At 42.9% G+C, this 20,841-nt stretch carries 19 protein-coding genes and 1 other annotated feature; of the genes, 17 read left to right on the plus strand and 2 right to left on the minus strand.

What is annotated here, in order from left to right:
• Window positions 1-9: 9 nt before the first annotated feature.
• The 13 genes from nspC to MKZ09_RS10880 all read left to right on the plus strand — a co-directional run bounded on the left by nspC (window position 10) and on the right by MKZ09_RS10880 (window position 15,487).
• The gene (gene nspC / locus MKZ09_RS10820; protein ID WP_076125019.1) at window positions 10-1,146 is read left to right on the plus strand and encodes a carboxynorspermidine decarboxylase; all 1,137 of its coding nucleotides are present in this window, start codon (window positions 10-12) and stop codon (window positions 1,144-1,146) included.
• A 495-nt stretch (window positions 1,147-1,641) separates the two neighbouring features.
• Window positions 1,642-2,265 (plus strand): deoxynucleoside kinase, encoded by a 624-nt coding sequence (locus tag MKZ09_RS10825; protein WP_076134021.1) that lies wholly within the window; start codon window positions 1,642-1,644, stop codon window positions 2,263-2,265.
• The gene (locus MKZ09_RS10830) at window positions 2,262-2,915 is read left to right on the plus strand and encodes a deoxynucleoside kinase (protein ID WP_076134022.1); all 654 of its coding nucleotides are present in this window, start codon (window positions 2,262-2,264) and stop codon (window positions 2,913-2,915) included. Before MKZ09_RS10825 ends, MKZ09_RS10830 begins: the two co-directional genes overlap by 4 nt.
• Window positions 2,916-3,197: 282 nt before the next feature.
• Complete coding sequence (locus MKZ09_RS10835; RefSeq protein ID WP_305953764.1) at window positions 3,198-4,355, plus strand: collagen-like protein; 1,158 nt, start codon at window positions 3,198-3,200, stop codon at window positions 4,353-4,355.
• A gap of 221 nt (window positions 4,356-4,576) precedes the next feature.
• Complete coding sequence (locus tag MKZ09_RS10840; RefSeq protein ID WP_076203142.1) at window positions 4,577-5,758, plus strand: MalY/PatB family protein; 1,182 nt, start codon at window positions 4,577-4,579, stop codon at window positions 5,756-5,758.
• Window positions 5,759-5,875: 117 nt separating this feature from the next.
• Entirely contained in the window at window positions 5,876-6,166 is a 291-nt protein-coding gene (locus MKZ09_RS10845; RefSeq protein ID WP_036679330.1) for a hypothetical protein, read from the plus strand.
• A gap of 62 nt (window positions 6,167-6,228) precedes the next feature.
• Window positions 6,229-7,179, plus strand: coding sequence for a nucleoside hydrolase (locus tag MKZ09_RS10850; protein ID WP_076203145.1), 951 nt, complete (start codon window positions 6,229-6,231; stop codon window positions 7,177-7,179).
• A 156-nt stretch (window positions 7,180-7,335) separates the two neighbouring features.
• A complete protein-coding gene (locus MKZ09_RS10855) occupies window positions 7,336-8,589 on the plus strand; it encodes a stalk domain-containing protein (protein ID WP_076203147.1) in 1,254 nt (417 codons plus the stop codon).
• 62 nt (window positions 8,590-8,651) lie between these two features.
• Window positions 8,652-8,884, plus strand: a binding site (T-box leader).
• Window positions 8,885-8,945: 61 nt separating this feature from the next.
• Window positions 8,946-9,752: a class I SAM-dependent methyltransferase gene (locus MKZ09_RS10860; protein WP_076134025.1), complete on the plus strand. Its 807-nt coding sequence runs from the start codon at window positions 8,946-8,948 to the stop codon at window positions 9,750-9,752.
• 40 nt (window positions 9,753-9,792) lie between these two features.
• Window positions 9,793-10,734, plus strand: a complete 942-nt coding sequence (locus MKZ09_RS10865; protein ID WP_076134026.1) for an AraC family transcriptional regulator — start codon at window positions 9,793-9,795, stop codon at window positions 10,732-10,734.
• 402 nt (window positions 10,735-11,136) lie between these two features.
• Window positions 11,137-12,090 carry a radical SAM protein gene (locus MKZ09_RS10870; RefSeq protein WP_076203150.1) on the plus strand — a complete coding sequence of 318 codons (954 nt, stop codon included), beginning with the start codon at window positions 11,137-11,139 and terminating at the stop codon, window positions 12,088-12,090.
• Between the two features lie 120 nt (window positions 12,091-12,210).
• The gene (locus MKZ09_RS10875; protein WP_232061252.1) at window positions 12,211-13,257 is read left to right on the plus strand and encodes a bile acid:sodium symporter family protein; all 1,047 of its coding nucleotides are present in this window, start codon (window positions 12,211-12,213) and stop codon (window positions 13,255-13,257) included.
• A gap of 196 nt (window positions 13,258-13,453) precedes the next feature.
• Window positions 13,454-15,487, plus strand: a complete 2,034-nt coding sequence (locus MKZ09_RS10880) for a methyl-accepting chemotaxis protein (RefSeq protein WP_076134027.1) — start codon at window positions 13,454-13,456, stop codon at window positions 15,485-15,487.
• Between the two features lie 165 nt (window positions 15,488-15,652).
• Here the strand turns inward: MKZ09_RS10880 and MKZ09_RS10885 are convergent, their stop codons facing one another.
• Window positions 15,653-16,933, minus strand: a complete 1,281-nt coding sequence (locus MKZ09_RS10885; protein ID WP_305953763.1) for a histidine--tRNA ligase — start codon at window positions 16,931-16,933, stop codon at window positions 15,653-15,655.
• Between the two features lie 352 nt (window positions 16,934-17,285).
• On the opposite strand from MKZ09_RS10885, the gene MKZ09_RS10890 reads away from it, so the two are divergent.
• The 4 genes from MKZ09_RS10890 (at window position 17,286) to MKZ09_RS10905 (ending at window position 20,361) form a co-directional block, all read left to right on the plus strand.
• Window positions 17,286-17,936: an HD domain-containing protein gene (locus MKZ09_RS10890; RefSeq protein ID WP_076203156.1), complete on the plus strand. Its 651-nt coding sequence runs from the start codon at window positions 17,286-17,288 to the stop codon at window positions 17,934-17,936.
• Window positions 17,937-18,025: 89 nt separating this feature from the next.
• Window positions 18,026-19,471, plus strand: a complete 1,446-nt coding sequence (locus MKZ09_RS10895) for a DEAD/DEAH box helicase (protein WP_076203160.1) — start codon at window positions 18,026-18,028, stop codon at window positions 19,469-19,471.
• A gap of 182 nt (window positions 19,472-19,653) precedes the next feature.
• Window positions 19,654-20,112 (plus strand): hypothetical protein, encoded by a 459-nt coding sequence (locus MKZ09_RS10900; RefSeq protein ID WP_076203164.1) that lies wholly within the window; start codon window positions 19,654-19,656, stop codon window positions 20,110-20,112.
• Window positions 20,113-20,145: 33 nt separating this feature from the next.
• The gene (locus MKZ09_RS10905; protein WP_143767309.1) at window positions 20,146-20,361 is read left to right on the plus strand and encodes a hypothetical protein; all 216 of its coding nucleotides are present in this window, start codon (window positions 20,146-20,148) and stop codon (window positions 20,359-20,361) included.
• Between the two features lie 72 nt (window positions 20,362-20,433).
• Here the strand turns inward: MKZ09_RS10905 and MKZ09_RS10910 are convergent, their stop codons facing one another.
• Window positions 20,434-20,730, minus strand: a complete 297-nt coding sequence (locus tag MKZ09_RS10910; RefSeq protein ID WP_143767310.1) for a hypothetical protein — start codon at window positions 20,728-20,730, stop codon at window positions 20,434-20,436.
• Window positions 20,731-20,841: the final 111 nt, after the last annotated feature.

Genomic DNA, 20,841 nt, shown 5'->3' on the forward strand with positions numbered 1-20,841 from the left:
GCGCGATTGATGGATATTGATATCAGCGTTGTCCCGTCACCATGTTACCTTGTAGATGAAAGATTGCTTACCCGCAATCTTGAGATTATGAATTCTGTACAAGAACGTACAGGAGCTAAGATTTTGCTCGCCCAAAAAGGTTTCTCTATGCACTCCTTGTATCCGCTAGTTGGCAAGTACTTGCATGGCGTAACTTCCAGCTCCTTATTCGAAGCCAGATTGGGCTATGAAAAAATGGGCAAAGAGGTTCATGTCTACGCACCAGCTTATGTGGACAGTGAATTCGATGAGCTTCTTGAATACTCCGATCACATTGTGTTCAATTCTTTTGACCAGTGGAATCGATTCAAGGATCGTGTGAAAAATGCACCGAAGCACATCAGCTGCGGTATTCGAGTGAATCCGGAGTATTCCGAGATCGAAGTTCCGCTGTATGATCCATGCTACAATTATTCCAGAATGGGAGTAACTCTCCCTAACTTTAGACCTGAAGAGCTTGAGGGAATTGATGGATTACACTTCCATACCATGTGCGAACAAAATTCAGACACACTGGAGCGTACGCTCAAAGTAGTCGAAGAGAAGTTCGGACCTTATCTCAAAGGGATGAAATGGCTTAATTTTGGTGGCGGTCATCATATTACACGTCCCGATTATGATCTGGAGACCCTTGTCCGCTGCATTTTGCATATGAAAGAGACTTACGGTGTGGAAATCTATCTGGAGCCAGGTGAGGCCGTTGCGCTTAATACTGGATATTTGGTAGCTACCGTTCTGGATGTTATGCATAACGGTATGGACATTGCGATTCTTGATACTTCGGCTGAATGCCACATGCCAGATGTACTGGCTATGCCATACCGTCCGAACATTATCGATGCTGGACAACCTGGGGAATATCCTTATACTTACAGATTAGGTGGAATGACTTGCCTAGCCGGAGATGTTATTGGAGATTATTCCTTCAAGGAGCCTTTGAAATACGGCGATAGACTCGTATTCCTAGATATGGCGCATTATTCTATGGTGAAGAACCATATGTTTAACGGCGTGAATCTGCCAGCTATCGTCAGCTACAATGACGAAGAGGGAATTAAAGTAATCAAACAGTTCGCTTTCGAAGATTTCAGCGGACGTTTATCTTAATAGAATGATCTAAAAAGGTGTCCCTTCAGGGACACCTTTTTTTGCTATGGTTCCAGTCCTTTGAATGCACAATTACATCTAGGAAAAGAGAAGTGATGCTAAAGGACCGTATAGCAGCTATTGGTGTTTATTAGCTTATTTAGCTAAGGTTATGGACTGTATAGCTCTTATTGGCCGGATAGTGACTATTATTAAGGTGCATTTGGTAGAATAGCTGCAACTGAGTCCAATTGTATGCTGAAACAGCCGATTTTTCGGAAATAGAGTCTCCTCGGTCCGATTCATGCTCGTGGGGAGAAGATAGATATCGAACCGTTTTATCATAGGGATCCTTCTCTTGATATTGGGTTTATCTTACAGTTGGATACTTGTATTACTGGAAAAGTTTCTTCATAATTAGCCGCTCACAAGTAAGGTCTCATGTGATACAATAATTTAGTCTGTTTTTAAAAATAGTTATTGAAGGGTCCGTATCTGAGGAGGAAGTCAGCATCAATGAAACATGCACCGTTTATTGCAGTGGAAGGCCCGATCGGGGCTGGAAAAACAACATTAGCTTCGATGCTTGCAGAGGAATTAAACTTACCGATTATTAAGGAGATTGTGGATGAAAATCCGTTTCTGGCTAAATTTTATCAGAACATGGATGACTGGAGCTTTCAACTGGAGATGTTTTTTCTCTGTAATCGGTACAAGCAGCTTGAAGATACAGTAACTCAATACATAGATAAAGGTAAACCGGTGATTTCGGATTATCATATTTATAAGAACCTTATCTTTGGGGAACGAACGCTGAAGGGAACGAAACGAGAAAAGTATCGACAAATCTATCATGTGCTGACGGATGACCTGCCGAAGCCAAATATTATTCTCTATATAAAAGCGGATCTCGACACCTTGTTAAAAAGAATCGCCAAACGCGGACGCCCTTTTGAAGGGGATATGGATACTGCGTATTTGCAGCAATTGATAGAAGATTATGATGATGCGATGGCCTCTTTAGCGATTCAAGAGCCGTCTACCGTTATTATTACCATAGATGGAAATGCAGTCGATTTCGTGGAGAACTCCGAACACTTCGTCGAAATTGCCTCTCACCTAAAGGAGCTAATGAAATGAATCCATATAACATCCCAGATAACGCCATAATTACTGTGGCAGGAACCGTGGGGGTGGGAAAATCCACTTTAACAGGTGCTTTGGCTAAAAGGTTGAATTTTCAAACCTCGCTGGAGCAAGTTGATCATAATCCTTATCTTGAAAAGTTCTATCATGATTTTGAGAGATGGAGTTTTCATCTGCAGATTTATTTCCTAGCCGAACGTTTTAAAGAACAGAAGAAAATGTTTGAAATGGGCGGTGGTTTTGTTCAAGATCGCTCGATTTATGAAGACACTGGTATTTTTGCTAAAATGCATGCGGATCAAGGCACGATGTCCAAGACAGACTATGAAACCTATACAAGCTTGTATGAAGCTATGGTTATGACACCTTATTTCCCGCACCCTGATGTGCTGATTTATATTGAAGGCAGTCTTCCTTCTATTTTAGCGCGAATTAATGAACGTGGCCGTGAAATGGAAATTCAAACGGACGTGTCCTACTGGGAACATATGCATGGCAGATATTCGAAATGGATCAATGAGTTTACAGCTTGCCCAGTGCTCCGACTGAACATTGATGATTATGATGTAAATGATTCGGCATCAATGGCGGATATTCTTACGAAGGTAGGCAATACCATCTGTAAGCCTGTTGATACAATATAATAGTTGATGATTAGCAGCTCCCGTGGTTTGGGGGTTGTTTTTTTTGTGCTCATAAAAAAGACCCAAATCTATGATTTGGGCCTAATAGGGAAGTGTCAGTTGTCCTAATCATAAAATACGAAAAGTAAATAAAAATGGTGTGGACATTGTAATGTACTTAAGGGCCACCTCCTACTTTATTAGCCCTTTTTTATGAAAATAGGTTCCAGTCTAATAGAAACTAGTTATTGGTCCATGTCTAAAATTAGTAAGATGCGTACACTGAACTATATTTATAGGGAGGTGTACGCATTGAGTTGTCCAGACGATAAAAAGTGTCATAAGAAAAAAGTCGCCACTGTATTTCCTTCGAAAAGAAAAAGAAAAGATCATCGTCGAAAAGTTATTAAGAAGATTGTAAAAGTCACCTGTCCTCCACCAGAAGTGAATGTAACTACTCCGACAGTCGTTGGTGCTACAGGACCACAAGGGCCGCAAGGAGCACAAGGACTCCAAGGAATACAAGGGACGCAAGGCGTTCCCGGAGCTCAAGGAGCACGAGGACTCCAAGGAGCTGAAGGACCTCCAGGACCCGCCGGCGGACCTCCGGGACCCCAAGGACCTCAAGGTGAACCTGGGCCAGCGGGAGCGATTGGTCCACAGGGTGTAGCGGGACCCGTTGGTCCTCAGGGTGCACAAGGTGTGCCGGGTGCCCAAGGAGTTGTAGGTCCTCAGGGATCGCAAGGTTTACCGGGTCCTGCAGGAGCTATAGGACCCCAAGGTTTTGTAGGAGCAACCGGAGCGCCGGGAGCGCCGGGAGCGCCGGGAGCACCAGGAGCACCGGGAGCAACCGGAGCAACAGGAGCACCGGGAGCACCAGGAGCACCGGGAGCAGCAGGAGCGCCGGGGGCAGCAGGAGCCGCGGGAGCAACCGGAGCACCGGGAGCAGCAGGAGCGCCGGGGGCAGCAGGAGCCGCGGGCGCAACCGGAGCACCGGGAGCAGCAGGAGCAACGGGGGCGACCGGAGCAACAGGAGGCGTATTAGGTTTTGCTGATTTTTTTGCCCTAATGCCTCCTGATAATGCAGCAACTGTAGCACCGGGCACAGACGTAAGTTTTCCTCAAAACGGACCTACCAGCGGGACGACAATTGCACGAACAGGTCCTAGTTCTTTTAATTTAGCGGCAATAGGGACTTATCAGGTGTTGTTTCAGGTTAGTGTAACCGAAGCGGGACAACTAATCTTGACTCTTAATGGTGCGGATCTCGCCTATACCGTAGTTGGACGCGCAACAGGTACATCACAAATCGTAGAAATGGCTATAGTGCAAACAACGGTCATTAACACCATCCTGACCGTTCGGAATCCTGCCGGTAACTCTACTGCACTTACTATTACTCCTCTCGCTGGAGGAACAAGATCTGTTTCAGCGCATCTCGTTATTACACAATTAGCGTAACTAAGTGTATTTCGTATAGAATATTGTAAAGAGGAGGACGAACGAAGGTCCTCCTCTTTATTCAGAGTATTTACTATTAATATTCTATTGTTTTTCTATCGTCTAACGACTTGGAATTAATCATCTATTTATGTGAATTCTTTTGATTCTATCTTAAGATGCCATATCGGTTTCCTCATGATACAATAAAAGATAAGTTTATAAGGATGAGGTGACTTTAGTTGAAGTATGATTTCGATCGCGTAATTGACCGCCGTAATACTAGCTCTTACAAATGGGACCAATCCGAGAAGTTGTTTGGTGAGAAGGATATTATGCCGCTTTGGGTGGCAGACATGGATTTTGAAAGTCCTCCCGCAGTGAAGGAAGCCATTCTGCGCCGCGCAGAACAAGGAGTTTACGGTTACAGTGTACCTAGTGATACTTATAAAGAAGCCATCACGTCATGGTTTAAAAGACGGCATGATTGGCAGATCAAACCGGAGTGGACTTCAGATTCTCCCGGAATTGTAACTTCCTTAAGCCTCTCTGTTGAACTGTTTACTGAGCCTGGGGACGAGGTAATTTTACAATCGCCAGTTTATTATCCCTTTTATGATGTCATACAGATGAATGACCGGAAGGTTGCCAAGAATCCGCTTATCGTCCGTAATGGGCGCTTTGAGATGGATTATGAGCAGTTGGAAGGGCTGATGTTGGGTGGAGCGAAGCTGCTGCTGTTATGCAGTCCGCATAATCCAGGCGGTAGAGTATGGGAGAGAGAAGAGCTGTTGAAGCTCGGTGAACTGTGCTTGCGTCACGGAGTGACAGTTATCTCTGATGAGATCCATTGCGATTTGGCGCTTCCAGGGTATGAGCATATTCCTTTTGCATCCTTGTCTGAGGAAATTGCCAATATTACGTTAACCACACTTGCTGCGACCAAAACCTTCAATCTTCCGGGGCTTCAATCCTCTTTTATCGTGTCCTCGAATCCGGAATTGAAACGCAAATTTGATCAAAAAATGAAAGCCTTGAGCTTACATATGGCTAGTTTCTTCGCGCAAGGAGCGGTACAAGCCGCTTACAACGACGGAGAAGAATGGCTGGATGAGCTGTTACAATATGTATCAGATAATGTGGACTATACGGTCAGCTATTTGGCGGAGCATTTACCACAGGTTCATGTGATGCAGCCGCAAGGAACCTACCTGCTCTGGGTGGATTGCCGCGAACTGAATTTGGAAATAGACGGTCTGAAGCAGCTGATGTACAAAGAGGCTAAAGTTGCGTTTAATGAAGGTTCTGTTTTTGGAACAGAGGGCAAAGGCCATCTGCGGATTAATCTGGCTTGTCCGAGATCCACGTTAGTTGAGGCATTGGAACGCTTTTGCAAGGCAGCAGCAGCTTATACAACGAAATAAACGGTGATTACTGAAGCTTGATGATTCCGCTAATGGGATCGTTAAGCTTCTTTATTTTGCAATAGGGTAAAAAGAATAATAAAATGGAGTCCATTACGATAAGCAGGAGGACTGCAAATGAAATGGGTAGCTCAGCTTCCGTATTATAAAATACAACGAGAAATCAGGGATGGAGAACAACGAAGTGTTGCTTCCAATCGGCTAATGTATCTGTATCAAGATAGAATTGTGACTCGTCATCGGGAATTCCCGCTTAAAGATATTTTCGATATGTCTTATCGCTCAATGGGGGATATGGGCGGTATGTTCTATCTCCACACGAGTAAGGGCGTGTATGCTTATTTGATAGAGTGCGATCCTGAGCGGTTTATTGAAGCCTTTAAAGAACAGGAATTGAATAAAAATTGAGCGACCCTCGTTGGCCGTGATATGATAGTTTTTATGAAAAAACATAATGGGAGAGAACATAAATGAGCAAAACACGAATTATTATTGATGCAGATACAGGTATTGACGATGCACTGGCGATTCTATATGCCTTACGCGCTCCAAACGTAATTGTAGAAGGGATTACAACCGTTTTTGGGAATATTGATGTCGAAAAGGCGGCGGACAATTCACTGCGGCTAATTGAGCTTGCTAAGCCCGGTTATAAGATTCCTGTAGCGATAGGAGCATCCAAGGCACTTGTTCGTGAGCACTCAGGCTACGCCACTCATGTGCATGGTGAGAACGGTATTGGCAATGTGGAAATTGCTCCATCCAGCCAGCGTCCCATTAGCGAAACTGCATCTGAGTTTATTGTTCGGATGGCTAATGATAATCCCGGAGAGATTGTATTAGTCACACTGGCACATCTAACCAACCTTTCTATGGCGCTTGATATGGACCCTGGTATTAAGAATACTTTGAAAAAAGTAGTGGTGATGGGCGGTACGATCTTCAATCCCGGCAATAGAACACCGGTTGCGGAAGCGAATATTGCCGGGGATCCGGAAGCTGCTGATCATGTATTTACATCTGGGCTTCCTATTATGATGGTGGGTCTAGACGTTACGCTTAAGACGCGGATTACACAAGAGCATATCGATTTATTAAACCGTTTTGGACGTGAAGAAAATAAAGCGATCATTTCGTTTATGGAACAATCGCTTACTCATTATTTTAATTTCTATCGTGAAGCGAACTTTTTGATCAACAGTGCACCGCTGCATGATCCACTCGCACTTATGGTTGCGCTGCAACCAGATCTAGTAACCTACAAAGAGATGAATGTTCGTGTGGAACACAAAGGTGAGTTTACATCGGGAATGGTCGTAGCGGACTTGCGGGCTCAGCCAAAAGTGGGTAAACCCATACAAGTTGCAGTGGATGTAGATGTTGAACGAGCAGTGGGAACCTTTTTGAGCGTGTTTATGTAATTTTGCCGACCTCTTCTAATATGAAAAATAATTTCGAAGCTCATAGATGACAATCTATTAATTTTACAATTGGATAATCTTTGGTAAAATGGTAGAGGACATATAAGAGTTTACAAGATTAGACTGCATATCATAGAAGAGGGAGACTTAACATTCATGAATAAGCGAATCGGTAAATTAGTATTATGTATGGCTATTTCGCTAGGAGGCACCACAGCGTTATTTCAAAATACCACACAGGCAGCCACAGCTGGTGGAGTTAGTATTGTGTTGGATGGTTATCCACTACCCTTTCCAGTAGAACCTGTTGTGATGAGCGGAACAACGATGGTGCCATTCCGAGCTATATCTGAAGCTTTGGGAATTAATGTCGAGTGGAATCAAGCGCAGAAGAAAATTACGGCTACCAAAACAGATACTGCAGGGACCAAAGTGGTAACTCTGACCCTTGGCAGCAAAGATGCAGGAGTTAACGGCGCGGTTGTGAAGTTAGGAGTTGCTCCACAGACGATCCGGGATACAACGATGATTCCCCTTAGCTTCTTCGGCCAGCAGTTTGGTGCGGGTGTAGCTTGGAATCAATCCACGAAGACCGTATCTATTACTTCGCCGAAGACTGAGCTGTACACTCTTGGTTTCTATGCTCTGAGTTCTTATAGTGAGATTTCCTTACTTCCTAATTTTGATGCTGTGGCCTTTGGTTGGAGTGGGATTGATAAAAGCGGGCAATTCACCACTACGGGTACTGATTTCAAATGGCCTCAAGCGGCTGGTGACGTAACACCAGAATCGATTGTCACGAATGCAGCGGCAGGCGGAACAGCTCCTTATCTGATGGTCTTCTCTGGAGATACTGCATCAGAGTTAACTAAGAACCTGGAAGATAAGCAGCTTCAGGAACAGACGATTACTGGAATCGTAGATCTTGCAACGCAAAAAGGATTCCAAGGCATTACCTTGGATCTGGAGGGCCTAGGTTTAACAGGTGATAAGGCGAAGGTGCAAGCGGATTACAATGCTTTTGTGAAAAACCTATCTCAAAAAGCACATGCAGCAGGACTTAAACTTACCGTTATTCTTCATCCATTAAATAGTTCTTATAAAGGTTATGATTACAAAACTTTAGGAACACTTGCAGATGATTTGGTCATTATGGCGTACGATTATTTACAAGAGAAAAAAGTTCCAGAGCCGATGAGTTTAGTTGATGAAGGCATCCGGCTTGCGCTTCAGCAAGTTAGTAAGGATAAGCTGATCCTCGGGATCTCTGTGTATAGCGAAAACGAATCTTCAGTGAATTCGAAGGTAGGACTTGCTAAACGATATGGTCTTAAAGGAATTGCAATCTGGCGTTTAGGTCTGATCGGACAGCCTGTCTGGAACGAGATGGGGAAGTCAGTAGAGCTGTAAGTGGAATTTGTATTGACAGGGAATATTTGTTAACTATATACTAGGTCAAAATACAATACGGAATAAACGTAATGATTGGGAGTATTAAGGAATAACTACTGCCCAGAGAGCTGCCGGTTGGTGCAAGACAGCGTAGTTAGGTTCCCCAACTCACCCATGAACGGTAAGATCGAACCTCAGTAGATCTTAACGGCTAACCCTCCGTAATCGGGTTCTAAGATTCGTTGTTTACTATGAGCAATAAGCAACGATCAAAAAGAGTGGTACCGCGAAGGTTAAACCTATCGCCTCTTTGGAGGCGATAGGTTTTTTCTGTTCTCTACAGAAAAAATACAATTGAAGTGGGTGTTTTGGTTATGGGCAATATTATTGATTATTATTCCAAATTTGATGAGTGGGGAAGATTGGATAGGGAGCCGCTGGAGTTCATCATTAATCTGCATTATATAAAACAGTATTTAACTACCGCACAATCTATACTGGATAATGGTGCTGGACCCGGTAAATATGCCATGGAGCTGGCGAAGCTGGGCTATAACGTAACGTTATCGGATCTTACCCCTAAGTTAGTTGAAATAGCTAAGCAGAAGGTTAATGAATTAGGATTAACTGAGCAATTTAAGGGTTTTCATGTGCTGAATGCAACTAGTTTAGAGGGAATATCAGACGAGAGCTTTGATGCTTCTCTGATGTTAGGCCCTTTATATCATTTGCAAGAAGAAGAGGATCGGATTTTAGCAGTTAAGGAATTGTTACGTGTGACAAAGAAGAACGGCATCGTATTTGTAGCCTTTCAAAGTCGAATGAGAATGACTCTTACATCCTTACAGTTCCCACAACACTGGAAGCCTAATGACAACATGGATTCAATTAAAGAGTTTTATGATAGCGGGATTTTTAATCATAAAGATGAAGGTAGGTTTACGGGAGCTTATTACTTCAATATTGAGGACATAAAATCTTTCATGGAGGAGAATGGATTTCAAACCATTGATTTAATTGGTTCTTCTAGCCTCGGAGCATTACTGACAAATGAGCAGAAACAATACTGGACAGACCGGGGTGAGCATGAGGAGCTCTTAGAATTTCTCATTAATGCAGCAAAGGATCCATCCATTTTGGGGATTTCATCTCATCTGTTGTATATAGGGCGTAGAAAATAAAAAAAAAACATTTTATCATCAGGGGATTGAGGTAGGTCTAGTGAACAATGATTACAGGGTGCGTATTCAGACTGTTCTTCATTTTATCGAGGACAACTTAGATCAAGAAATAAATCTGGAAACGTTAGCTGAAGTTTCTAATTTTTCTAAGTATCATTTCTCTAGAGTTTTTTCTGCAATAACAAATAAAACACCGATGACCTATCTGACGGAAAGACGCCTACATCACGCGGTAACCTATCTTGAGACAACAAATAGAACGATGCTGGATATCTCAATTCTATGCGGTTTTAGTTCCATCTCAAGTTTTAATTCATCCTTTAGGAAACTGTTTAAGACAACCCCAAGCGAGATGAAAAGGTCAATGCAAGAACATAGCAATTATCAGTTAATGTCCAGCAATAATCAGGAAGAATTGTCTCCTTCTAAAAATTATGATGTGAGTATCAACATCAATAATTTTTTAAGGAGAGTATGGGAAATGAACATTGAGGTAAAAGAACTTCCAAGTTATCAAGTGGCATATGTAAGGCATGTTGGCAGCTATCTTGAAACGTATAAGGCATGGGAAACACTCAGCAAGTGGGTTGAGAAAAATGATTTACCGTCAACAGAATACTTCATTGGTATTTCTTTAGATGATCCCAGCGTGACTGACGAATACTCTTGTAGATATGATGCCTGCATAACCATTCCAGAAGAGTTTGTTAAAGAGGGTGATTCGAACGTAGAGTTTAAAACTTTATCTGGTGGTCTTTATGCCTTATATCCGTTTTATGATACGATCGACAAATTGGCCATTGCCTATCAAAGTGTGTACGGTCAATGGCTACCTAACAGTGATTATGAACCGGATGATCGGCATGCGCTCGAATTTTGTATGAATGATCCATATACAGACCCAGCAGGTAAAGCAAAAGTTGATCTTTATATCCCTATAAAAAGTGTCGGTGGACATCACCAGTTTGAAGATAACCTGTAATATACATGCCTGAATGCGTATCTGTTTATCCATCACTCCACGAGGCTTTCGGACTCGGATGACGTTATTTGTATGTTATCAGCTATCAAAACATGATTTCGGACTCCGCTGACGCTATTCATTGGCAAAAGGCTCATATTGGGCGTTTTTCCGGTCAATAAGTGCACTGGAGTCCGTTGTCATTCTTAAAATAGGATAATTTTAGGTTTAGGATCAGCTGAGTCCGTTACAGATTACTATGCGTATCTGAAAGTGATTACGCATGCGCTTCCGACTAATTCGTTAATCAAACCGTACACTCGAATGTTATAAAACTCACATTAACCTAAGCCATAAACCTATATAATCTCTAAGGTTGAACTTTTGAACGAAATTCATTATTTTTCAGGAGGACTTTAGAGTATGAGATATAAAGCATTAGAGCTCGACAAACCGCTTACTTATGAGTTGGAAGGGTTAGAAATAGGGGTAACTTCGAACTGTAATTTCCGCTGTGATTATTGCTGTGCATATAATAGAAATGATGGACAAAGCATCAAAGCCAAAGAGGTCATCCGCATTCTGGACGAACTTCCAGGCCTTAAAAGAGTACGCTTATCAGGTGGAGAAGTGACGCTGAAGTTCGATGACTGTGTGGAAATTGTAACCTACTGCGCATCCAGAGGGATTCAGACACAGTTAAATTCCAACGGTAGTCTTTTAAATGCTGAACGAATTGGCCAATTGGTCTCCGCAGGATTAACGACTATACATATTTCCTTCAATTTTACTACTGCGGAAGCTTTCTCAAAATATTATAATATTCATCCAAGCATCTATGAAAAAATAAGAGAAAATATTACCCTGTTCGCCGCAACAAGTGTAGATACTGTGCTGGAGACGCTGCTGTTTAGTGAAACCCAGGATAATATGAAGGAGATCAGCGATCATGTCTACGCAATGGGCGTGCGCACACATGAAATTCAGAACAGTATTATCATGGATCATACAGGGTGGAAGTCGATAGCTGCTCGGGAACAATTAAAGAATGCAGTGAGTGAGCTGATCGCACGGAAGAAAGAAGATAAGATTCTGTATTTCACCTGCATGGACCGCTTTATGGACGCCCTTGGGTTCGAAGAGCAGCCGGGTGTGTATTTTCCTCACTGTATCGAGGGGAAAAAGCAGCTTCATCTGCATGGAAATGGCGACATTTTGATTTCAGAGCTTTGCCATCCGGTGATTATCGGCAACATTTATCAAGGAACTTCACTAAAAGATTTATACAATAATATGCCGGCGCCATTGGCACAGTTTTTGGATAAGCAACCCTGCCCAGCGCTGGATGCCTTGTTTCCACAAGGCATAGAAGTTTAACACTCTATATAGATTACTTCGAGGGACCAATTTAAGAATTGGTTCCTATTTTTTTATGGTAGACTTATAAAAAACACAGATAAGGGATGTATGAGCCTCATACATAAGGTGTACTGCCAAGTGTTTGCTAATATAAGAAATGGACTCATTAAATCTAATGTTGTTCTAGAAAAGATTATGCCGTTATTAACACCCACGGCCATCGTGGTCGGCGTACTTAACGAAAGCAGACTGCTGCCGTTCACAGGTCTCGTGCCCTGGATTTTCGCTGTAATGACGCTGATAGGTAGCTTGAAGTCCAACCTAAAGGATCTGCTGGGGGTACTTCTGAAACCTCAGAAGCTGATTATTCTAATGGTAATTTTACATATTGTAATGCCGCTGATCGGCTGGCTTGCAGCTATGGCATTTTTTCCGGGAGATCCATATACAGTGACTGGTTATGTATTGCTGTTCGCGATTCCTACAGGTGTTGTAAGTGTGGTATGGGTGTCGATGTACGGAGGGAATATTGCGCTGACATTGGCGCTTATTCTGATTGATACGCTCTTGTCGCCAATTGTTGTCCCGGGTACCTTATATTTGCTGATGGGAGCGAGTGTGGAAATTCAGCTAGGCGATATGATGAAAGGGCTGCTATGGATGGTAGTCATTCCTTCTGTAGTTGGGATGCTGCTGAATCAATGGACAAAAGGGAAAGTAAATACGGTATGTGGACCGCCGCTTGCTCCGTTTGTTAAAGTCGGATTATTTGTAGTTGTTTCTATTAATGGGGCCAGCATTGCCCGTTATCTAAAACATCCGGATGGCAAATTAGCCATCATTATTGGAGTGACCTTCATAACCGTAGTGCTTGGCTATGTGATCGGAGCTTTGGTGTCACGCCGTTTCCGCTTTAGTTATGAAGATTCCGTGGCTGTGCAGTTTAATTCGGGTATGCGGAATTTAAGCGCAGGAGCTGTATTAGCAGTGAAATATTTTCCTCCTGCTGTCGCACTTCCAGTAATTTCGGGGATGTTGTTCCAACAAATACTCGCTGCGATGTCTGGTCTATTTTTACGTAGTAGAACTAAACGACTGTTAAGTGAGGGTGCATTAATGCAAGTGAATACTGCCTCTCAGATAGAACCACCTGTTTCTTCTAGGACAGATGACAGGCCTTGTTAACCACCTTATGAAGGATATATGACCTAAAAGCTGTGATATTTTATTCATTTACATGAAAATTTTCGACATTTTATGATATATTTCTTATTTTTGCGCGATTTATATTCACAATTCAACTTGCCCACCCGATAGTAATTGTATTATTTACAATTTCATTGTTCGCAAATGAACAAGCAGTCGGAAGGATGAAAAGAATATGAAGATTCGCCTAAAGTTATCACTTGTTATGATAGGTGTGACCCTTTTGTGTATTTCTGTAATGGGGATATTTACGTATTTGAAATCAACTCAGGCGATTGTGAATCTTACTGAGAATTCTATGAAGCAGGTCAATACGAACAAAGCTCAGACTATATCAGCCATGATAGCAAAAGAGCAGAGAAGTACAGAGCTTATTGCGAGCCGCTCGGAAATTGTTGATCTACTGCTGCAAGCTGGGAATGGTGGAGTTAACAAAGGAGATAAGCTTCAGAATGAGGTGAACGCCAGTCTTCAAAGCATTGTGGAGGAGGCCGGGAACCTTGAGCACATTCTAGTCAGTGATATGAAAGGTATTAGTGTGGCTGACAGTGATACTAAGCTTATAGGGACAGATTTTAGTGAAAGAGCTTATACGAAAAGAGTAATGGAGACAGCTGAGCCTGTGATCAGTGAAACGCTGAAATCAAAATCTACAGGAGCTTATGTAGTGGCTTTTGTACAGCCCGTAAAGAGTAATGGTAAGATGATTGGATTTATTGCTTCAGCTGTTTCCGCAGATAGTATGATCAAGTATTTGGCGGATACCAAAGTGGTAAACACGACGAGCTCTTACGCTTACTTACTGGATGAGAACGGCAATAAATTATATTATCCGGATAAAACACAAATTGGTCAGCCTATTGAGAATACGCAGATCGCAGCTGTTATGGAGCGTGTGAAATCTGGTGAGAAGGTAGCGGATGGCCTGCTCAATAATACATATAATGATGTGGAAAAAAAATCAACCTATACAGTTTTACCTGAGACGCACTGGTTGCTTGTATTAACCGCAGACCTCGATGAAATCGTGAAACCTGTCACTGATATGAGAAACTTCAACTTATTTCTTGGTGTCGGAAGTTTGATTATTGCCTTGCTGATTGCTTTTTATTTTGCTAAAAAAATCTCTTCTCCGATTGTTAAACTAACGGACATGATTAATAAAACGGCAGAATTGAATTTGACGCATGACTCAGAGTATGAGTATTTGACTAAAAACAAAGATGAGACAGGGACGATTGCCAAAGCGATGTTCCGCACCCGGGCTACACTTCGTGAGATGGCTGGAAGCTTAATTACGATCTCGTCCAAAGTGCTTGAAAATGCAGAAACGCTGGAGAAGCTGTCTATAGATGTGCGGGAAAATGCCCACGATAATTCAGCGACTACGCAGCAGCTATCGGCAGGTATGGAAGAGACCGCAGCCTCCACAGAGGAAATGACAGCAGCAATTACTGAAATTGATAACAATGTATCCGGGATCACCAATAATGTGAAGGAAGGCGCTGCCGTTTCTAGACAAATTAGTGAGCGGGCGCTGACTCTTCAGGATGAGGCAACAGAATCTACGACGAATGCTAAACAAATTTATGAATCCGTGCGAATCGATATGGAAAAAGCAATTGAGCAGTCGAGCGCAATTGCAGAGATTAATGTACTGACGGATACGATTCTATCCATTGCCAGTCAGACCAATCTGCTGGCCCTGAATGCAGCTATAGAAGCGGCAAGAGCGGGTGAGGCAGGCAAAGGTTTTGCGGTTGTAGCTGGTGAGATTCGGAAGTTGGCTGAGAAGTCGTCTAAGATTGCGGCTGGAATTCAAGGTGTGGTAACAGGTGTATATTCCTCTGTTGAATCCATGAAGGAGAATTCTGAGGCATTACTTTCCTTTATAGACCAGAATGTTCTAGCAGATTATGAACGATTAACTGAGGTAAGTCAGCAATACAACAGTGATGCTGCCACTGTAAATACGCTGTTAAAACAATTCGAGAGCGCAGCTGATCATTTGAGTATGGCCATATCAAGTATTAATATTGCCGTTAATGAGGTAGCTGCTACAGTAAACGAAGGAGCTATAGGGATTCAGGATATCGCGGTGAAAACGGCGGATATCGTGGAAAAAACATTCCTAGAGGTTACTATGGCTGATGAAAATACTCAAAGTGCCAAAGAACTTCAAGGGTTAGTAGATAAGTTTAAGATCTAAGGGTTTGAAATGAATTAAGGGAATCCTTATCTCTTTTTCATAAAATATTAAGCTTGCAGGGTTATAGTACATGTATAACCTCCCTTATATATAGACTTTACCCCGCCGGTCGCCGGCGGGGTCTTTTTTTATACGGATCTTTTTAGAAGAATATCAGGTAGCAGTTTAGCCAGTAATAAGGTAGATGGCTTCATCTAATGGAACTATAACCTCTGTTTGTTCCTTCATATCCTTCAGACTCACCTTATCCACACTGGATTCGCTCTCGCCGATCAGAATAACGTAACGTATTTTTTGGGATGAGGCTGTGGCGAGTTGCTTTTTAAGTTTTCTTTTACCGGATACCAGAGAGGTTCGGATAGAACAGGCACGGAGCTCGGCGGCTGCAATTAAAGCCTGTGGGAGCGTCTCGCCAATCGGAATGACCATAACCTCTGCTGTCTTGTGCTCTTGGATAGGACGTTCTGCAAGGAGCGCCATGATAGACTCCATACCAAAAGATAAGCCAACCGTAGGGTATTGAATATCCTCTCTGCCTACCAGCTGTCCGATGATAGCGTCATATCTGCCTCCACCCCCCAAGCTTGAGGTAAAGGAACCGGATGCATCAAAGATCTCGTAGACGGTTCCGGTGTAGAAAGAAAGCCCGCGGGACAAGAAGGGATCGAAACGGCAAGTCTGCTGCAGTTGAATGTCTTGAAGCAGCTTTTGCAGGATAAGAACCTCTATCGCTCCCGGTTGTCCGGTAAGACTATATTTTTCGCATAACTGCTCAAAGCTTGGATTGTCCATTTCAATAAGCTCTAGAATAGCAGCGATGGTTACAGGATCTATTTCCTTGCTGATCAATTCATTTTTCACGCCGCTGAGGTTGATTTTTTCTAATTTATCCAAGGTTAGCATAACGGACAGTTGGTCCTCGGCAGGTACACCAATCGATTCCAGAATCTCACCGAGAAAACGTCTATTGTTCCATTTTAGGATGATCGGGATATCCAGCTTGCGAAAAGCTTCTGTGGCCAGCTGCATCAATTCAGCTTCCGCCTCAGGTCCTGAAATACCAACAACATCAACATCGCATTGCAAAAATTCACGCAGGCGCCCACGTTTCACGGGACCATCACGGAATACTTTTCCGATCTCATAACGCTTGAAGGGAAACTCTATTCCAGGATTTAATGCGATCACTTTGGCAAAAGGGATGGTCAGATCATACCGTAAGCCCAGCTTGCGGCTGCCTTGATCGGTGAGTTGGTACATCTCCTTGAGAATTTCATCCCCACCTGCATATTTCGAGGTTAATAACTCCAATTCATTTAATAATGTAGTGTCCATGGATTCAAAATCATAGAGTTCGAACAAATCCTCCAGCGTATTTTGAATGTTCTTTCTCAGCGCCTGCTCTTTTCCGAAGTAATCATAAGTTCCTTTAATGTTTTGCATCATTAGTAGCTCCTTTGAATTGGCATAGTTTAGAGAATAAAAAAACGCGCAGGACCTCATGGTCCTGCGCGTGATCTATGCCGCAGGGAGGCCAACGCGAGTAGCGTTAGCCTCCCTGAGAATTTCAGGGTTGCTAACGCTGTTTGTGATAATAATGAAGTTGATTCAGCATGATTGTTATGGTGTTCATCAGAATCAATTCCCTTCGACATTTTGATTACTGCCGATTATAGCGGATCATTTGGAGTCGTGCAAGTAAGAATTTGTTATCACGAAGATTTTTAGTAGGCGAATGGACAGGCAATCAGCTATAATAGGGCTTCGATATTTCATAGGCGAAGGGAGTTTGTTGACGATGAATCAACCTTTAATAATAGCCCTGGCGGAAGAATTTGTTAAAGAACAACTGGGACAAGATACTACGGGTCATGACTGGTGGCACACCCATCGGGTCCGCAGCACGGCATGTGAAATTGCTGAGATCGAGCGTGCGGATGTGTTTATCTGTACGATGGCAGCCTTGCTGCATGATGTTGCAGACGAGAAGCTTAATCCGTCAAAAGAAGCAGGTCTGCTTAAAGTCCACACTTGGCTCACGGCAAACCTTACAGAGGAGGAGCAAATTCGTCATATCATGCTGATCGTTGAAACGATGTCCTTTAGTGGTGGTGGAGGAGAACCTATGCAGACTCTGGAAGGTCAAGTGGTGCAGGATGCAGATCGACTAGATGCACTTGGCGCGATTGGCATTGCCAGAACCTTTATTTTCTCAGGCGCAAAGGGACGTCCGGCTTATGATCCAGAAGTGGCTCCACGCGAGGAGTCGCTGCAAAAGGAATACAGGGATTATAGCAAGGGGACGGCTGTGAATCATTTTTATGAGAAGCTGTTGAAACTAAAATTCTTAATGAATACGGCTTATGGACGCAAGTTAGCGGAAGAACGGCATGATTTCATGTTGAATTTTCTGGACCAGTTCTATAAGGAATGGAATCAAGGACGCTAATAACTGTTATAATGATAAGTATGCACAAGATGGAAGGATCGCGGAGTTTCCGCTTTAACCAGAACAATCGGCATAGAAGAGGTTGAACGATGAGTGAATTGCAATTTAGAGATTATGAGTTAGACGAAGAGATAATTAAAGCACTGGATGTTCTGAAATTTATGACACCTACGGAGGTACAGAGCAAGGTAATTCCTGTGGCTTTGCAGCAAAAGGATCTGATTGTGAAATCGCAAACAGGCAGTGGCAAGACGGGAGCTTATGGTATTCCGCTTTGCGATCTGGTGGATTGGGTGGAGAATAAGCCGCAGGCTTTGATTCTTACGCCAACTCGGGAGCTTGCGATGCAGGTGAAAGAGGATATTACGAACATCGGACGTTTTAAACGGATTAAGGCAGTTGCTCTTTTCGGCAAGCAGCCCTTTGCTCCCCAAAAGATAGAGCTTACGCAAAAAACACATGTTGTCGTAGGTACGCCTGGACGCGTATTTGACCATATTGAAAGAGGCACACTTCCGCTAAATCGAATCAGATATTTGATCATCGATGAAGCTGATGAAATGCTGAGCATGGGCTTTATTGAGCAGATCGAGAAGATCATCAAGCAGCTGCCCAAAGAGCGAGTAACCATGTTATTCTCAGCTACCTTACCCGAAGTCATTAAGAATTTGTGCCGAAAATATATGAACGATCCAACGGATATCGAGATTCAGGCAAGTGGAATTACGACGGCTACGATTGAACATGCGTTGATTGAGGTGAGACAAGCTGCCAAATTCTCTTTGCTAAGCGATATCATTACGGTGGAGAATCCGGATAGCTGTATTATTTTTTGCCGTACGCAGGAGCAGGTGAATACTGTATTCAGAGGACTGGCGGATCTGGAATATCCTTGTGATAAGATCCACGGGGGCATGGAGCAGGATGAGCGCTTTGAGGTCATGAATGCTTTTAAAAGAGGGCAATTCCGCTATTTAATCGCTACCGATGTAGCGGCTAGAGGGATTGATATCGAGAATATCACCCATGTGATTAATTACGATATTCCACTGGAAAAAGAAAGCTACGTGCATCGTACAGGCAGAACCGCGCGTGCAGGCAAGACAGGTAAAGCGATCACTTTTGTCACTCCGAATGAGCAGAAGTGGGTAACTGAAATTGAAAGCTATATTGGCTTCAGCATTCCGAATATGAAAGCTCCTTCGGACGATGCAGTTGCCTACGCAAAGGAAGCGTTCGAGCAGAAGATCAATAAGCAGCCTGTCCGCAAGAAGGACAAAAGCGAAAGCTTAAACAAAGAGATTATGAAGTTATACTTCAACGGCGGCAAGAAAAAGAAGCTAAGAGCCGTGGATTTTGTTGGCACAATAGCAAAGCTTGAAGGTATTTCCGCCGAGGATATCGGGATTATTTCGATTCAGGACAATGTGACCTACGTGGATATTTTGAACGGTAAAGGCGCAATGGTGCTGCAAGCGATGAGAGAGACCACCGTGAAGGGCAAGCAGCTGAAGGTTCATATAGCGAAAAAATAAATCAAGGATGACAGCTTATTGCTAAGCTCCTTGCAAATATGCCGCTACTGATGCGGTTAATATGAAGAGGGAGTCGTGTTCACTACACGGCTCTTTTTTTATTTGTTGTTTGTATCTCAGTATCTCCATTTTTTCATTGTAAAATTATAGAAACTAGAATATAACTTGTGAGAGGTGATAGATTGAAAGGTGAGTCTAGAAGCACAAGGATGAAAGCACTCCTACAAGTTACCATTGTTGTTTTCTTGCATTTAATTATTATTTACCTTTTGGGAATGAAAACGGGGAAGTTGGAAGTAGAAGTAGTAAAACAAATGTTTATAATGTATGCAGCACCAATAATTCTTCTGAATGTGTCTTGCAAGATAGCTTTAAAGACGGAAAAGCTTAGGTACAATATTTCTTGGTTAGTTATTAGTATTGTTCCTAGCACGAGAATTCTATTTTATTTAAAAGAATTACAAGGAAAAGAGTCTAGAGGTTCAGGGGTTGTTGATTTAAGTTTTTTTGATATTAAGCCTGACTTTGATCAGATAAGTCTTATCTATCTTTTTCCTATAATATATTTAGGTATTCAACTAGTTTTGATTTTTTTACTATTAATCATGATAGTAACGAAAGAAAAATCAATAGCTGACTAGCACAATTTTCTTGTACATACTAGGAATGCCGAAATGTACGGTAGAACTCCCGTACAATTGGTCGATTCAGCTGGAAGTGGCGAAATGAACGGTATAACTCCCGTACAATTGGTCGATTCAGCTGGAAATGGCGAAATGAACGGTATAACTCCCGTACATTATGCTGATCCAGCTGGAAGTGCCGAAATGTACGGTAGAATTCCCGTACAATGCGCTGATCCAGCTGGAAGTGCCGAATTGTACGGTTAAAATCCCCTACAATGCGTTGATCCAGCTGGAAACGCCGAAATGAACGGTAGAATTCCCGTACAATGCGCGGATTCAGCTGGAAATGGCGAAATGAACGGTATAACTCCCGTACATTATGCTGATCCAGCTGGAAGTGCCGAATTGTACGGTAAAAATCCCGTACAATGCGTTGATCCAGCTGGAAATGCCGAAATGAACGGTAGAATTCCCGTACAATGCGCGGATCCAGCTGGAAGTGCCGAATTGTACGGTGAAAATCCCGTACAATGCGTTGATCCAGCTGGAAACGCCGAAATGAACGGTAGAATTCCCGTACAATGAGCTGATCCAGCTGGAAGTGGCGAAATGAACGGTAAAAATCCCGTACATTCAGCCAGCATGTTATGTAACCCAAGAGACAACACCTTAATGGTGTCGTCTCTTAGGTTTTTTCGGCGCTAAACGGATCTGATAACGCAGATCCGTTCAGCTTAAGTAAGA

Source organism: Paenibacillus sp. FSL R5-0908, assembly GCF_038006245.1.
Lineage (GTDB): Bacteria > Bacillota > Bacilli > Paenibacillales > Paenibacillaceae > Paenibacillus_AQ > Paenibacillus_AQ odorifer.